We start from the raw sequence: 14,747 nt of genomic DNA on the forward strand, positions 1-14,747 counted from the left end.
ATGAGCGACGCATCCGCCAACCCCTTCGATACGGACGGGGAGTTCCTCGTGCTGACCAACGCGGAGGGCCAGCACTCGCTGTGGCCGCTGTTCGCCGCGGTGCCCGAGGGCTGGTCGACGGCTCATGGCCCGTGCGCCCGGCAGGACGCGCTGGACTGGATCGCCGCGCACTGGGACGGCCCCGTCGCCGCCGCCGCGCGGTGAGCGGGCTGCTGATCCGGCCCCGGATACGCCCCCGGGTCGCCGTCGTCCTCGTCTACACGGCCGCGATGTGCATGAACGGCCTGGACTCGACGATCGTGAACCCGGCGCTCTACACGATCGCGGGCGACTTCGGGCGTCCGCTGTCGGCGGCGAACACCGTGGAGACCGCGTTCCTGGTCGCGCTCGCGGTGGGGCTGCCGGTGGCGGGGTGGCTGGGCGACCGGTTCGGGACGAAGCGGGTGTTCCTCGGCGCGCTGACCGCGTTCACGATCGCCTCGGCCGTCTGCGGTCTGGCCCCCGATCTGACGACGCTGGTGGTGGCGAGGGCCGTACAGGGCCTGGCGGGCGGGTTGTTGACGCCGGTGGGGATGACGCTGCTGTTCCGGGCGTTCCCGCCGCACGAGCGGATGAAGCTGGCCAAGGTGCTGATCGTGCCGACGGCCCTGATGCCGGCGCTCGGCCCGCCGTTGGGCGGCCTGCTCACCGAACACCTCTCCTGGCACTGGCTGTTCTTCGTGAACGTGCCGATCGGGGCGGCCGCCGTCCTTCTGGGCGTCCTCGGTCTGCGCGAGCATGTCGAGGGCCCCGAGGGGCGGTTCGACTCCGTCGGCTTCTGGCTGGCCACTCCGGCGCTGGGGCTGCTGACGTACGCGCTCGGCTTCGGTCCCTCGCAGGGCTGGACCCGGCCGGCCGTCGCCGTGAGCGCGGTCCTGGGGTCCGTCCTGCTGGTGGCCGCCGTCCTGCACCAGGTGCGGGCGGGCACGCCGTTGCTGAAGCTGCGGCTGCTCGCCGACCGGGTGTACGGGTCGGCCTCCGCACTGGCCGGGGTGACGGCCGCCGGGCTGATGGGCGTGCTGTTCGTGTTCCCGCTCCTCTACCAGGCGAGCCTGGGGGCGTCGGCGCTGGATGCCGGGCTGAGCGTGTTCCCGGAGGCGGTGGGGCTGATGCTCGCCTCGCAGGTGGTGGACCGGCTGCTGCCCCGGCTCGGCCCCCGGCTGCTGACCGTGCCGGCGTTGCTGGTCGCCGCCGCGGTCTTCGCGGCGCTCGCCGTGCCCGGGGTGGCGGAGAACGCGTGGAGTGTGCGCGGGCTGATGTTCCTGATCGGCCTGGTGCTCGGCACGGCGGTGCTGACCGTGCAGATCTCCGGGTTCGCGTCGATCGCGCCGTCCGACATGGGTCGGGCGATGGGTCTGTTCCAGATCGTCCGCACCTTGGGCGGCGCGGTGGGCATCGCCGCCTGTGCGGCGGTGATCGGCGGCGGTCATGTGACGGAGACAGCCGATCCGGGCCCGTACCGCACCGCGGTCTGGGTGACGGCGGCGCTCGTCGCGGCCGGGGCGCTGATCGCGCTGCGGCTGCCGCGCGAGGCCCCGCAGCCGCCGCCGTTCGACGACGAGGACACGCCGCCGCCCGGTGAGGACCCGGCCGCGGTGGAGGCTCCGGCCGTCAAGGGCTGAGAGCGCGAAGAGGGGGCGGGGCGGCATCCGGAGGGGGGATGCCGCCCCGCCCCTTTTCCCTGTCGGGACGGCGGCGCGGTGGAACCGCTCAGCGACCGCCGAGCAGTTCCGCGAGGCCGTCGGCGAGGCCGCCGCGCCAGCAGGCGTAGTCGTGGCCGCCGTTGAACTCCCGGTAGCGGACGTCGTATCCGCGGGCCCGCAGCACATTGCGCAACCTGCGGTTCTCCGCGAGGAGCATCCACTCCTGGAGGCCGACCTCCAGGTGGAGCGTCACCGGCCTGCGTTCCCCCCGGGCGTACTGCCCGGTGAGCCATTCACTGCCGCGTTGGTCGTCGGGCCACCAGAACGAGCCGGACTGGGAGAGGGCGAGGCCGAAGCGGTCGGGTCGCCGGAAGGCGGCGAACGCGGCGGTGAGGCCGCCCGCGCTCTGTCCGGCGACGACGGTCCGTGCGGCGTCGGCCCCGGCCCCGTACTCCCGTCCGACCCGGGGCAGCAGGGTGTCGGCCAGCCAGTCGACGAACGGTCCGCTGCAGGCCAGGTCCTCCATGCGCCGGCCCATGGTGTCGACCAGGACCGCCACGGTGGGGGGCAGGTCCCCGTCGGCGTGCAGGTTGTCGAGGATGTCGCCGACGCCGAGGACCGGGCCCCACATCTCGCCGTCGAGGAGCACGGCGAGGGCGTAGGGGCCGCCGTCCGGGCGGTGGCCGGGCGGCAGGTGGACCGTGATCCGGCGGCCGTCCACCTCGTCGTCGAGCGTCCGTCCCCGGTCCACGTCGTCGCGCCGCCGGGTATGCGCCTGGGCCGGGGCCTCGGGGAGTTCGAGTACGGAGGCGGGGTTGCGGCCGTCCCGGGAGGGCAGCGGGGCGCGGTCGTTGAGCGGGTCGGGTCCGGCGTGGTCGAGGACCTGGAGCCAGCCGGCGCGGTCGGCGCGCAGGGCGTCCTCGCGGGTTCCGTCGGTGGCGTGGAACTGGTACGAGGCGCGGTGGTCGGCGCGCAGCCGGTGGCTGATCGCCCACACTCCGGTGCCTGCGAGGCGTTCCATCAGGTGCGGGGCGAGGTCGCCCGCGTGCCGGTCCTTGTCGGTGACCGTGTGGACGAGGGCCAGGACGTGGGTGGCGGGGTGCTCGGGGTCCTCGCGGCGGACGAAGGTGACGAGCCGGTGGCCAGGGTCGCCCTCGGGGTCGGGCTCGATAAGCGGGGCGCCGGTTTCGGACACGTACCGCCAGAACGCCTGCTCGGCGTCGGGGCTGCCCGACCGTATCTCTTCGAGGAGTTCACGCAGCAGGGGGCTTCGCACGGTGGGCACCTCGGATCGGGCCGGTCCCGCGAGGGCGGGAGGGATGGACGGGTTGCGGCGCGGTGGACAGGTCATGCGCGGGCCGCCCTCAGACGCGGGTGGCGGCCGAGCGGCCGAGCAGCACCCAGAGCAGGAACGGGCCGCCGAGGACGGTGGTGACGATGCCGACGGGAAGTTCGACGCCGTCGAGGGCGATGCGGCCGAGGGTGTCGGCGGCGACCACGAGGACGGCTCCGGTGAGCATCGAGCCGACGAGCGGGACGCGCAGGGGGCCGGCGAGCCGGGAGGCGATGACCGGGGAGGCCAGCGCCACGAAGCCGACGGGGCCGCAGATGCCGACCGCGAGGCCCGCGAGGGCGACGGCCAGGAGCAGGGACAGGGCCCGGACCCGGCCGGGGGCGGAGCCGAGCGAGGAGGCGGTCGCGTCGTCGAAGCGCAGGACGCCCAGGTGACGGGCGACGGCGAGGGCGACCGGGACCAGGACGGCAAGGCCGATGAGGACGGGGACGGCGACGGAGTAGCTGCGTCCGTTGAGGCTGCCCGAGGTCCATACGTACAGCGAACTCGCGGAGGAGAGGGATCTGCGGGACAGGACGACCTGGGTGATGGCGGAGGCCAGCGCGGACATGGCGAGGCCGACGACGAGGACGCGGTAGCCGTGTTGGCCGAGGCCGCCGGAGACGGTGGTGACGACGATGACGGCGGCGAGCGCGCCGATCGGCCCGGCCCACCAGGCGCCGAAGGAGCCGGTGGCGCTGAGGGTGACGGAGAGCAGGACGGCGGCGGTGGCCCCGTCGTTGACGCCGAGGAGTTCGGGGGTGGCCAGACGGTTGCGGGCCAGGGTCTGGGTGAGGCAGCCCGCGAGGCCGAGGGCGGCGCCCGCGGTGAGTCCGGCGACGATGCGGCCGAGGCGGAACTTCTGCACGAGCAGGACGTCGAAGCGGTCGCCCTGGCCGAACACCGCGCCGAAGGTGCGGCCGACGCCCATGTCGCTCTGGCCCGCGTACGCGGAGAGGACGACGGCGAGCAGGAGGGCCCCGGTGAGGGCGAGGGCGGCGAGGGCGGCGCGCCGGGTGACGAGCAGGGACAGCGGGCCGCGCCGCAGGACGAGGGTGTCGGCCGGGCGGACCCGGAGCGCCTTCGGGGCGCGTCGGGCGGGGCGGGGCAGGGCGATCCGGAGGCGGCGGGGGCGGTCGGGGGCGCGCTCCTCGGTGGCCGGTTCCGTCATGCCCATCGAGGCCAGCTGCTTCGAGCGGACGATGGCGATGAGGACGGGGGCGCCGATGAGGGCGACGATGACGGAGACGGGCGCTTCGAAGGGCCGGGAGACGACGCGGGCGGCGATGTCGGAGACCGTCAGGACGCAGGCGCCGATGAGCCCGGCGAGCAGCAGCCGGGCCGCGAGCCGGGTGCCGGCCAGGGCGCGGGCGAGGAAGCCGGCGAGCAGGCCGAGGAAGGAGATGGGGCCGGCGAGCGCCACGGCGGCGGCGGTCAGGAGGGTGACGCCGACGGCGACGACCGTACGGATCACGGGGGGCCGGTGGCCGAGGCTGCGGGCCAGGTCGTCGCCGAGCGCGAGGGCGGAGAGCGGGCGGGCGACCAGCAGGGCGACGACGAAGCCGAGGGCGAGCACGGGGGCGAGGCGGCCGAGTTCGCCGAAGCCCTCGACCCCGGCGAGGGAGCCGAGGACCCAGAAGCGGAATCTGTCGTAGGTCTCCGCGGAGTTGACGACGATGACACTGGTGAGCCCGCCGAAGGTCGCGCCGAGCGCCGCGCCGGCGAGGACCAGGCGCATGGGAGAGCCGCCGCCGCGTCTTCCGGAGATGAGGAGGACGAGGCCGCTGGCGACCACCGCGCCGACGAACGCGCAGACGAGGTAGGCGTAACCGGAGTCGAAGCCGAGGAGTGCGATGCCGGCGACGACGCCGAGCGAGGCGCCCGCGTTGACGCCGAGCAGTCCGGTCTCGGCCAGCGGGTTGCGGGTGACCGCCTGGAGCAGGCACCCGGCGACGCCGAGGGCGGCTCCGACGAGCAGTGCGGTGAGGGTGCGCGGGAGGCGCAGGTCGCCGACGACGAGGGAGAGCCGGGTGTTGTCGCGTGCACCGTCCCGGCCCAGCAGGTAGTCGAGGACGCCGCCGGGGCCGACCTCGCCCGCGCCGATCGAGAGGGAGAGGGCCGTCAACAGGAGGACGGCGAGGGCCAGTCCGGCGGCGGCCGCCACCACGGTCCGCCGTCGCGGGTCGGCCGTGGGGCGGGGATCCCCGGGCTCGGCGTCGGGCTGTCCGGTTTCCGAGGTTGTTCCGGTTTCGGTTCCCGGGAATGCTCCCTCGTGTCCGGCGGGTACGGCCTTCGCCGTCCGGTCGGCTTCGTCCCCGCCCAACTGAACGGTCGAGGAGTGATGTTCGGGAGCCGAGGCCGTGGTCCCCGTGCGCGGCGTTTGCATAAGGTGAGGCTAGCCTAAGTAGATATCGACGGCTCGACACCTTCTGGGCGGTCGGTTCAATTTAGGTTACCCTTACCTAACACCCGGAGGAGGTTGCTCATGCCTGAGCACATACCGGGCAGAAGCGGCGAGTTCATCGGCCGCACTGCTCTGGTCACCGGTGCCGCACAAGGCATCGGCGCGGCCGTCGCCGACCTGCTCGCCACCCAGGGCGCCCGCGTGGCCGCCACCGATCGCGCCCTTCCGGGCGTCGAGGCGGCGGCCGCCCGGTGGACCCTGACACAGGAGAAACTGCCCGAAGGCGAGCGCTCGGGGGGCAGCCTGACCCCGTACGTGATGGACGTCACCGACCGGAGCTCGGTGGAGGACACCGTGGCCCGGGTGGAGCGCCAACTGGGCCCGGTCGACGTCCTGGTGAACGTGGCGGGCATCCTGCGCACCGGCCCGGCGGCCGTGCTCCCCGCGCGGGACTGGGCGGACACCTTCGCGGTGAACGCCACCGGCGTCTTCCATGTCTCCCAGGCCGTCGCCCCGCTCATGGCCGCCCGAGGATCCGGCTCGGTGGTCACCGTCGGCTCCAACGCGGCCGGGATCCCCCGCACCGGCATGGCCGCCTACGCCGCCTCCAAGGCGGCCGCCGCCATGTTCACCAAGTGCCTGGGGCTCGAACTCGCCCGCAGCGGCGTGCGCTGCAACGTCGTCGCACCCGGATCCACCGACACACCGATGCAACGCGCGCTGTGGAACGGTCCGGACGCCGAGCAGCGCGTCATCGACGGAGACCCCTCGACCTACCGCACCGGCATCCCGCTCGGCCGGATCGCGGACCCCGCGGACATCGCGGAGACGGTGGCGTTCCTCGCCTCGGACCGCGCCCGCCACATCACCATGCAGGAGCTGTACGTCGACGGCGGCGCGACCCTGCGCTGACCGGCCCGGCGCCGCCCCTCGTCCTTCCTTCACCTCCCATCCAGCCCCCCGCACCCGCTGACGGGACCATCGAGAATGGAGTCCCCGTGTCGACGGCATCCCAGGTCGCCACGCACACCGCCCCGGCCGATCCGGCCCATCCGGCCGTAGGAGCGGCCACTTCGCTGCTGGACGCCTACACACCGGGCGACCACTTTCTCGCCACCCCCGGACGCACGCTGCTCGCACGGGGCCCGGGACGCCATGTCCCCCATGACGAGAGACCGTTGACCGCACGGGTGGGAGCCACGCTCGCCGCAGCGGTCGCCGCCGGCCAGGAGTCTCCGGTGGTCATGGGCGCCATCCCCTTCGATCACACCGCCCCGGCCGCCCTGAGCGTCCCGGACGCGGTGCGCTGCGCGCCGCCGCTCGCCTCCGACCCGCTCATCGCGCTGCCCGCGAGCGCGCCCTCCGCGGGGAACTGGCGGATACGCCCGGTGCCCGAACCGGAGATCTACGGCAAGGGCGTCGCATCCGCCGTGGAGCGCATGTGGCGCGGCGAGTTCAGCAAGGTCGTCCTGGCCCGCACGCTCGAACTCACCTCCGGGGCTCCGCTCGACCTGCCCGCGATGCTCCAGCGCCTCGCCCGCCGCGACCCCTCCGGCTACACCTTCGCGCTGCCGACCGGCCCCGGGCGCACCCTCATCGGCGCCAGCCCCGAACTGCTCGTCTCCCGCCGCGGCAAGCAGGTCGTGGCCAACCCGCTCGCCGGGTCGACCCCACGCAGCGCCGACCTCGCCGAGGACGTACGCCGGGCGGCCACACTGCTGGAGTCCGTCAAGGACCTCCACGAGCACGCCGTCGTCGTCGACGCCGTCCACCAGGCCCTCGCCCCGTACTGCACGGAACTGACCGTCCCGGCCCGCCCTACGCTCATCCGCACCGCCACCATGTGGCACCTGTCCACCACGGTCGTCGGCACCCTCGCCTCCCCCGACGCCTCGGCGCTGGAGCTGGCCTGCGCGCTGCATCCGACGCCCGCCGTGTGCGGTACGCCGACGCCGACGGCCCGTCAGGTCATAGCGGAGACCGAACCGTTCGACCGCGGCTTCTTCACCGGAGTGGTCGGCTGGGGCGATGCCGGGGGCGACGGCGAGTGGGTCGTCACGATCCGCTGCGCCGACGCCGAGGAGCGCACGCTGCGCCTGTACGCGGGAGCGGGCATCGTCGCCGCCTCCGAGCCCGAGGCGGAGACCGCCGAGACCGCGGCCAAGTTCCGCACCTTCCTGAGCGCCGTGGGAGCCGAACTGTGAGTACGGACGCGGCGCCCACCTGGCCCGCCGAGTTCGCGGAGAAGTACCGGGCGGCCGGCTGGTGGCGCGGGGAGACCTTCGGGGAGATGCTGCGCCGGCGCGCCGAGGACCATCCGGACCGGGTCGCGATCGTCGACCCGGTGGCGGGCAGCCGGTGGACGTACGCCGATCTCGACCGGCGGGCCGACCGGCTGGCGGCGGGCTTCCTCGCCCGCGGCATCGCCAAGGGCGACAAGGTGGTGGTGCAACTCCCCAACATCGCCGAGTTCTTCGAGGTGATCTTCGCGCTGTTCCGGATCGGCGCGCTGCCCGTCTTCGCGCTGCCGGCCCACCGCGAGAGCGAGATCACCTACTTCTGCGAGTTCACCGGGGCGGTGGCCTATGTCATCGCCGCCGAGCACGGCGGCTACGACTACCGTGAGCTGGCCTCGAAGACCCTCGCCAATGTGGCCACGCTGCGCCATGTGTTCGTCGCCCAGGGGGATCCCGGCGCGTTCGAGGCGCTGGTCGAGGTGGCCGAGGAGCCGGTCGGCTACGGCGGGCCCCGCCCGGACGACCTGGCCTTCCTCCAGCTCTCCGGCGGCAGCACGGGCGTACCGAAACTGATCCCGCGCACCCACGACGACTACATCTACTCGCTGTGGGGATCCAACGAGATCTGCGCCGTCGACGAGCGGAGCGTCTACCTGTGCGTCCTGCCGGCGGCCCACAACTTCCCGCTCTCCTCCCCCGGTTCGCTCGGCACGCTGTACGCCGGCGGCCGTGTGGTGCTGTGCCCGGCGCCCTCGCCCGAGGTGGCGTTCCCGCTGATCGAGCGTGAGGGCGTCACCATCACCGGGCTCGTGCCGCCGCTGGCCCTGCTGTGGACGGAGGCCGCGCCGGGCACCGCCCACGACATCGGCAGCCTGGACGTCCTGCTCGTGGGGGGCGCCAAGTTCAGCGAGGAGGCGGCACGCCGGGTGCGGCCCGCTCTCGGCTGTACGCTCCAGCAGGTGTTCGGCATGGCCGAGGGGCTGGTCAACTACACCCGGCTGGACGACCCGGTCGAGACCATCGTCACCACCCAGGGGCGGCCCATCTCGCCCGACGACGAGATCCTGGTCGTCGACGACGAGGACCGGGAAGTGCCCCCCGGCGAGACCGGCCATCTGCTGACCCGGGGCCCGTACACCATCCGGGGCTACTGGAACGCCCCCGAGCACAACGCCCGCTCCTTCACCGAGGACGGCTTCTACCGCACCGGCGACATCGTGCGGGTCACCGGCACCGGGCACATCGTCGTCGAGGGGCGCGCCAAGGACCAGATCAACCGGGGCGGCGAGAAGATCGCCGCCGAGGAGGTCGAGAACCACATCCTCGCCCACCCGGCCGTGCACGACGCCAACGTGGTGGCCGAGCCCGATCCGTATCTGGGCGAACGCGTCTGCGCCTACGTGATCCTGCGCTCGGGCGCGGGTCCGCTCAAGGCGGTGGCCGTCAAACGGTTCGTACGCGAACGGGGCCTGGCCGCCTACAAGGTGCCTGACCGGGTCGAGTTCGTCGACGCCTTCCCGCAGACCGGCGTGGGCAAGGTCTCCAAGAAGGACCTGCGCAACGCCGCCGCCCGCACCACTTCCTCCTCCCCGTCCCGCTGAACGACTCCCCGAACGGAACCCTCTCCACCATGGCTCTGCCCGCCATCGTCCCCTACCCCATGCCGGCCGCCGACGAGCTGCCCGCCAACCGGGTCGGGTGGACCGTCGACCCCGCGCGTGCGGTGCTCCTCGTCCACGATCTGCAGAACTACTTCCTGTCGGCGTACGATCGCCGGGCCGCACCCGTGCCCGAACTCCTCGCGAATGTGGCGGAGTTGAAGAAGAACGCGACCCGGCTCGACGTGCCGGTGCTCTACACCGCGCAGCCCGGCGGCCAGAGCGCCGAGGAGCGCGGTCTCCAGCAGGACTTCTGGGGCCCCGGACTCCCGGCCGACGAGCACCTGGCGGCCATCGCGGACGAGGTCGCACCCGACGCGGGCGACGCCGTCCTCACCAAGTGGAAGTACAGCGGATTCGTCCGCACCGATCTGCTGGAGCGCCTGCGCGAGCAGGGCCGCGACCAGATCGTCATCACCGGCGTCTACGCCCACATCGGCGTGCTCATGACCGCGTGCGACGCCTGGATGCAGGACATCCAGGCGTTCGTGGTGGCCGACGCGGTGGCGGACTTCTCGGCCGATGACCATGCGACGGCGCTGCGCTGGGCCGCGGGCAAGTGCGCCGTCGTCACGACCGCCCGGACCGTCTTCGAAGGGAAGTGACCGCTGTGACGCTCACGCTCGAACAGCTCCGTGCCGATGTCGCCGACGTCCTCGGCGAGGACCCCGAGGAGATCCCCCTCGACGAGAACCTCGTCGACTACGGCCTCGACTCCGTCCGCCTGATGTCGCTGGCCGCCGCCTGGCGCCGCGACCACGGCATCGAGGTGGCCTTCGCCGACCTCGCCGAGAAGCCCGCACTGGAGTCCTGGGCCCCGCTGCTGGGTGTGACCGGCTGACCTTGCGGCCCTGCCGCCGCCACCGAGGGTGGTGGGACCCGAACATCGGGTTCCCACCGCCCTCGACGCATGTCAGGGCCTGCGCGACGCGCGTCCGACGGAGGATCCCACGGTTGTCACGACGCGCTCCCGGCGCATAGTGGTACAGTGCGATGAGCACATGTGTATGCCCCTTCTCATCGGGCACCGGTGCTGATTCCTCTCCACCGCTGTTGCGCCCGTCCTTTCCGACCGGCGATCCAGCTTTCTTCCCAGCGTTTTCGCTGTCTCTCCGGCCCAGGGCTTCCGTGCCCCCGGTGCGTGGCGTGATTCCCGCCGCCCCCTCCGTAAGCCGGTCCCCTCATTCGCCTGTCCGCGAAAGGACCCCTCCCATGACCACCACACTCGAACGCCCCGCGACCGGGGAACGGCGCCCCGTCCGGGTCGCCGGCCTCCTCGACACCGCCGACGACGGACACGGCATGCTCCGTGTGAACGGCGGCCACCCCTCCCCCGACGACATCCAGGTGTCGTCCGCCCTCGTCCGCCGCCTCGGACTCCGCAAGGGCGACGCCGTCGAGGGCGGCTGCGACCGGCCGCGCGTCCTGTCCTCGGTCGACCGTGTGAACGGACTCGCCCCGCAGGAGCTGCGGGGCCGTGCCCGCTTCCGCGACCTGACACCGGTGCACCCCCGCGAGCGGCTGCGCCTGGAAACACCGCGCGGCGGGCCCGCACCGCGCATCGTCGATCTCGTCTCCCCCGTCGGCAAGGGCCAGCGCGGCCTCCTCGTCGCACCGCCCCGGACGGGGAAGACGGTGCTGTTGCAGCAGTTGGCCGCCTCCGTCGCCACCAACCACCCCGAGGCGCACCTGATGGTGGTGCTGCTCGACGAGCGGCCCGAGGAGGTCACGGACATGCGCCGCTCCGTACGCGGCGAGGTGTACGCGTCGACCTTCGACCGGCCCGCGCGGGAGCACATCGCCCTGGCCGAACTCGCCGTCGAGCGCGGCCGGCGCCTCGTCGAGCAGGGCCGGGACGTGGTGATCCTGCTGGACTCCCTCACGCGGCTGTGCCGGGCCCACAACAACGCGGCCCGCGCGGGCGGCCGGACCCTGAGCGGCGGCGTCGACGCGGCGTCCCTGGCAGGACCCAAGAAGCTGTTCGGCGCGGCCCGTTGTGCCGAGGAGGGCGGTTCGCTGACCATCCTGGCGACGGCCCTCGTGGAGACGGGTTCACGGGCCGACGACTTCTTCTTCGAGGAGCTGAAGGGCACCGGCAACATGGAACTGCGCCTGGACCGCTCCGCCGCCGAAGCGCGGATCTTCCCCGCCGTCGACATCGCCCGCTCCGGCACCCGCCGCGAGGAACTCCTGTTCGCTCCGGGTGAGTTGGCTGCCGTTCGGGCCCTGCGCCGCGCCCTGAACACACGCGACGGCCAGGGCGCCCTTCAGGTGCTGCTCGACAGGGTCAGGCGCACCCCGGACAACGCGGCCTTCCTCCGGCAGGTGCAGCCGACGGTGCCGGACGCCTGAGCGCCGGCACCGGTCGGCGGGCCGGATCCGGACGAAGGGGCTCAGGCGTCGCCCAGCGCTTCGGAGACCAGTGCCCGGGCCTCCTCCTGGACCCGGGCGAGATGACCGGGGCCCTGGAAGCTCTCCGCGTACACCTTGTAGACGTCCTCGGTGCCGGAGGGGCGGGCGGCGAACCAGGCGCTGTCGGTGCAGACCTTGAGGCCGCCGATCGGCGCTCCGTTGCCGGGCGCCTCGGTGAGCACGGCGGTCACGGGTTCTCCGGCCAGGGTGTCGGCCTTGACCTGCTGCGGGGAGAGCCGGGCCAGGACGGCCTTCTCCTCGCGGGTGGCGGGTGCGTCGATGCGGGCGTACGCCGGGTCGCCAAAGCGGCCGGTGAGCCGCGCGTAGTGCTGGGAGGGGGTGGATCCGGTGACGGCGGTGATCTCGGAGGCGAGGAGGGCCAGCAGGATGCCGTCCTTGTCCGTGGTCCAGACCCGGCCGTCGCGGCGCAGGAACGAGGCCCCCGCGGACTCCTCGCCGCCGAATCCCAGGCTTCCGTCGAAGAGGCCGTCGACGAACCACTTGAAGCCGACCGGGACCTCCACCAGGGTGCGGCCGAGGTCGTGGGCGACCCGGTCGATCATGGACGAGGAGACCAGGGTCTTGCCGATGCCGGTCCCGGCGGCCCAGCCGTCGCGGTGGGTGTAGAGGTAGTCGATGGCGACGGCCAGGTAGTGGTTGGGGTTCATCAGGCCGCCGTCGGGGGTGACGATGCCGTGCCGGTCGGCGTCGGCGTCGTTCCCGGTGGCGATGGCGTACGCGTCGCGCTGGGCGATCAGCGAGGCCATGGCGTGCGGGGACGAGCAGTCCATGCGGATCTTCCCGTCCCAGTCCAGCGTCATGAACCGCCAGGTGGGGTCGGCGAGCGGGTTGACGACGGTGAGGTCGATCCGGTGGCGTTCCGCGATCCGCCCCCAGTAGGCGACGGACGCGCCGCCGAGCGGGTCCGCGCCGATGCGGATCCCCGCGTCCCGTACGGCGTCGAGGTCGAGGACGGAGGGCAGGTCGTCGACGTACGCGGTCAGGAAGTCGTACCGGTGGGTGGTGTCGGCGGCCAGGGCCTGGGCGTACGGCATCCGGCGGACCACGCCGAGTCCGGCCTCGATCAGGGCGTTGGCCCGGTCCTGGATCCATGAGGTGGCGTCGGAGGCGGCAGGCCCCCCGTTCGGCGGGTTGTACTTGAAGCCGCCGTCGGCGGGCGGGTTGTGCGAGGGCGTGACCACGATGCCGTCGGCCAGGTGCTCGGTGCGGCCCCGGTTGTACGTGAGGATGGCGTGCGAGACGGCGGGGGTCGGGGTATAGCCGTCCTCGCTGTCGATGAGGGCCGTGACCCCGTTGGCGGCGAGCACCTCCAGGGCGGTGACCCGGGCGGGTTCGGACAGCGCATGGGTGTCCGCGCCGAGGAACAGGGGTCCGTCGATGCCCTGGCGGGCGCGGTAGTCGCAGATCGCCTGGGTGGTCGCGGCGATGTGGTCCTCGTTGAACGCGGCGGCGAACGCGGAGCCGCGGTGGCCGGAGGTCCCGAAGGCCACCCGCTGGGCGGGCTCGGCCGGATCGGGGTGGAGCGCGTAATAGGCCGTCACCAGCCGTGCCACGTCGACCAGGTCTGCGGACTGCGCCGGGTGACCGGCCCGTTCGTGCACCATCGGGGCTCCTCGTACGTCTTCGTCGTCGGCCGGCCCGTGGGGAGACGGGTCCGGCGCACCGGGAAACGATCACCCCGGTCCGTACCCGATTCTGCTCTCCCGGCCGCCCCGGTGCGCGACCGGTTCACGCCTTCCTCGTGTCGCCCCCCGGCCGGAGCAGCGCCGCGCCCCCGGTCCGGAGCGGACCGGGGGCGCGGAAACCGTACGGCTGGGGGCTCAACGGCCCTGGAGGGACCTCACGTTGTCGCCGAAGGTCCAGCCCCTGGAGCCGTCCCAGTTCAGGGACCAGGTCATCAGTCCCTTGAGGGAGCCGTTGTAGTGGTTCCAGGCCTGCGAGACCAGTCCGGTGGACATGTGGCCGCCGCCGGCGCCGGGCTGGGCGGGGAGGCCGGGGACCTGCTTGTCGTAGGGCACCTTGATGGTGGTGCCCTGGATGACGAGCCCCTTGTTCAGGCAGTCGGTCTGGGCGGTGAAGCCCGCGACGGTGCCGGCGGAGTAGGAGTCGCCGGAGCAGCCGTACATGCTGCCGTTGTAGTACTGCATGTTCAGCCACCACAGGCGGCCGTTGTCGGCGTACTTCTTGATGATGGGCAGGTACGAGCCCCAGATCGAGCCGTAGACCACGCTGCCGCCGGTGACGTACGCCGTCTCGGGGGCCATGGTGAGACCGAAGTTCGGCGGCATCGCGGCGAGGACCCCGTCGATGATGCGGATGAGGTTGGCCTGCGACGCGGACAGCTGGTTGATGTTGCCGCTGCCGACGAGGCCGGTCTCGATGTCGATGTCGATGCCGTCGAAGTTGTACTTCTTCAGGATCGGGACGATGGTCTCGACGAACCGGTCGGCCACCTTGCTGGAGCTGAGATCGATCCCTGCGGCGGCTCCGCCGATCGACATGAGGGTGGTGAGCCCGGAGGCCTTGGCCTGGCACATCTCGGCGGGAGTGGCGACCTTGACGGTGCTGTCCATGCCGTCCTCCCAGAGGACGGTGCCGTCGGAGCGGATGACGGGGAAGGCCGCGTTGATGACGTTGTAGCCGTGCTGGGTGATGCGGGAGTCGGTGATCGGGATCCAGCCGAGCGGCGGATGCACGCCGTTGGCCGCCCCGTCCCAGTTCTCCCAGTACCCCTGGAGCACCTTGCCCGTGGGCTTCGACTTGACCGCACAGGTCTCGGCGGCCGCGCTGTTCGTCTCCGCGGCTCTGGGCGGCGCGGCTCCGACCAGCATCGGTACGACGAGCGCCGCGGCCAGGCCGAGGCCCAGCAGTCGTGAGGTACGACCCATGATCCGTACGTCCTTCCAGCCCGGGTCCGCCGCCGACGGGGCGAAAGGTTCGCCCCGCCCCGCCCTATGTCGTGACCCTGCCAAACCGTAGAATGGTCCAGACCTTCGGTCA

At 72.8% G+C, this 14,747-nt stretch carries 12 protein-coding genes; 8 read left to right on the forward strand and 4 right to left on the reverse strand.

The genetic code is table 11. The features are described from left to right. Nucleotides 1-204: an MbtH family protein gene (locus IE272_RS35785; RefSeq protein WP_050361544.1), complete on the forward strand. Its 204-nt coding sequence runs from the start codon at nt 1-3 to the stop codon at nt 202-204. Continuing rightward, nucleotides 201-1,661: a DHA2 family efflux MFS transporter permease subunit gene (locus IE272_RS35790; RefSeq protein WP_190009870.1), complete on the forward strand. Its 1,461-nt coding sequence runs from the start codon at nt 201-203 to the stop codon at nt 1,659-1,661. The genes IE272_RS35785 and IE272_RS35790 overlap by 4 nt, the downstream gene beginning before the upstream one ends. An 88-nt stretch (nt 1,662-1,749) precedes the next feature. Here IE272_RS35790 and fes read toward each other — a convergent pair whose 3' ends face one another. Then, a complete protein-coding gene (gene fes, locus IE272_RS35795; RefSeq protein WP_050361542.1) occupies nt 1,750-3,033 on the reverse strand; it encodes an enterochelin esterase in 1,284 nt (427 codons plus the stop codon). 13 nt (nt 3,034-3,046) lie between these two features. After that, on the reverse strand, nt 3,047-5,401 hold the full coding sequence (gene fhuB, locus IE272_RS35800; RefSeq protein ID WP_190009872.1) for a Fe(3+)-hydroxamate ABC transporter permease FhuB: 2,355 nt from the start codon (nt 5,399-5,401) through the stop codon (nt 3,047-3,049). A gap of 99 nt (nt 5,402-5,500) precedes the next feature. On the opposite strand from fhuB, the gene IE272_RS35805 reads away from it, so the two are divergent. From IE272_RS35805 to rho, 6 genes are all read left to right on the forward strand, one after another. Continuing rightward, nucleotides 5,501-6,331 carry a 2,3-dihydro-2,3-dihydroxybenzoate dehydrogenase gene (locus IE272_RS35805; RefSeq protein ID WP_098892803.1) on the forward strand — a complete coding sequence of 277 codons (831 nt, stop codon included), beginning with the start codon at nt 5,501-5,503 and terminating at the stop codon, nt 6,329-6,331. An 86-nt stretch (nt 6,332-6,417) separates the two neighbouring features. Next, nucleotides 6,418-7,623 carry an isochorismate synthase DhbC gene (gene dhbC, locus IE272_RS35810; protein ID WP_050361539.1) on the forward strand — a complete coding sequence of 402 codons (1,206 nt, stop codon included), beginning with the start codon at nt 6,418-6,420 and terminating at the stop codon, nt 7,621-7,623. Continuing rightward, nucleotides 7,620-9,257 (forward strand): (2,3-dihydroxybenzoyl)adenylate synthase, encoded by a 1,638-nt coding sequence (locus IE272_RS35815; protein WP_050361538.1) that lies wholly within the window; start codon nt 7,620-7,622, stop codon nt 9,255-9,257. Before dhbC ends, IE272_RS35815 begins: the two co-directional genes overlap by 4 nt. 29 nt (nt 9,258-9,286) lie before the next feature. Then, on the forward strand, nt 9,287-9,919 hold the full coding sequence (locus tag IE272_RS35820; protein WP_190009874.1) for an isochorismatase family protein: 633 nt from the start codon (nt 9,287-9,289) through the stop codon (nt 9,917-9,919). Continuing rightward, nucleotides 9,916-10,155: a phosphopantetheine-binding protein gene (locus tag IE272_RS35825; RefSeq protein ID WP_078961407.1), complete on the forward strand. Its 240-nt coding sequence runs from the start codon at nt 9,916-9,918 to the stop codon at nt 10,153-10,155. The genes IE272_RS35820 and IE272_RS35825 overlap by 4 nt, the downstream gene beginning before the upstream one ends. Nucleotides 10,156-10,526: 371 nt before the next feature. Continuing rightward, nucleotides 10,527-11,666 (forward strand): transcription termination factor Rho, encoded by a 1,140-nt coding sequence (gene rho, locus IE272_RS35830; RefSeq protein WP_190009876.1) that lies wholly within the window; start codon nt 10,527-10,529, stop codon nt 11,664-11,666. 41 nt (nt 11,667-11,707) lie between these two features. On the opposite strand, the gene pgm is transcribed toward rho, so the two are convergent. Both pgm and IE272_RS35840 read right to left on the reverse strand, forming a co-directional pair. Next, nucleotides 11,708-13,351, reverse strand: a complete 1,644-nt coding sequence (pgm, locus tag IE272_RS35835; protein WP_050361534.1) for a phosphoglucomutase (alpha-D-glucose-1,6-bisphosphate-dependent) — start codon at nt 13,349-13,351, stop codon at nt 11,708-11,710. A 216-nt stretch (nt 13,352-13,567) separates the two neighbouring features. Beyond that, entirely contained in the window at nt 13,568-14,635 is a 1,068-nt protein-coding gene (locus tag IE272_RS35840; RefSeq protein ID WP_057660967.1) for a chitinase, read from the reverse strand. Between the last annotated feature and the right edge of the window lie 112 nt (nt 14,636-14,747).

It is taken from the genome of Streptomyces anulatus (assembly GCF_014650675.1).
Classification (GTDB): domain Bacteria; phylum Actinomycetota; class Actinomycetes; order Streptomycetales; family Streptomycetaceae; genus Streptomyces; species Streptomyces anulatus.

Coding starts and splice junctions, on each gene's coding strand:
- fhuB (WP_190009872.1), bottom strand. CDS start 5,401: ATGCAAACGCCGCGCACGGGGACCACGGCCTCGGCTCCCGAACATCAC.
- rho (WP_190009876.1), top strand. CDS start 10,527: ATGACCACCACACTCGAACGCCCCGCGACCGGGGAACGGCGCCCCGTC.
- fes (WP_050361542.1), bottom strand. CDS start 3,033: ATGACCTGTCCACCGCGCCGCAACCCGTCCATCCCTCCCGCCCTCGCG.
- IE272_RS35820 (WP_190009874.1), top strand. CDS start 9,287: ATGGCTCTGCCCGCCATCGTCCCCTACCCCATGCCGGCCGCCGACGAG.
- IE272_RS35785 (WP_050361544.1), top strand. CDS start 1: ATGAGCGACGCATCCGCCAACCCCTTCGATACGGACGGGGAGTTCCTC.
- IE272_RS35840 (WP_057660967.1), bottom strand. CDS start 14,635: ATGGGTCGTACCTCACGACTGCTGGGCCTCGGCCTGGCCGCGGCGCTC.
- IE272_RS35805 (WP_098892803.1), top strand. CDS start 5,501: ATGCCTGAGCACATACCGGGCAGAAGCGGCGAGTTCATCGGCCGCACT.
- pgm (WP_050361534.1), bottom strand. CDS start 13,351: ATGGTGCACGAACGGGCCGGTCACCCGGCGCAGTCCGCAGACCTGGTC.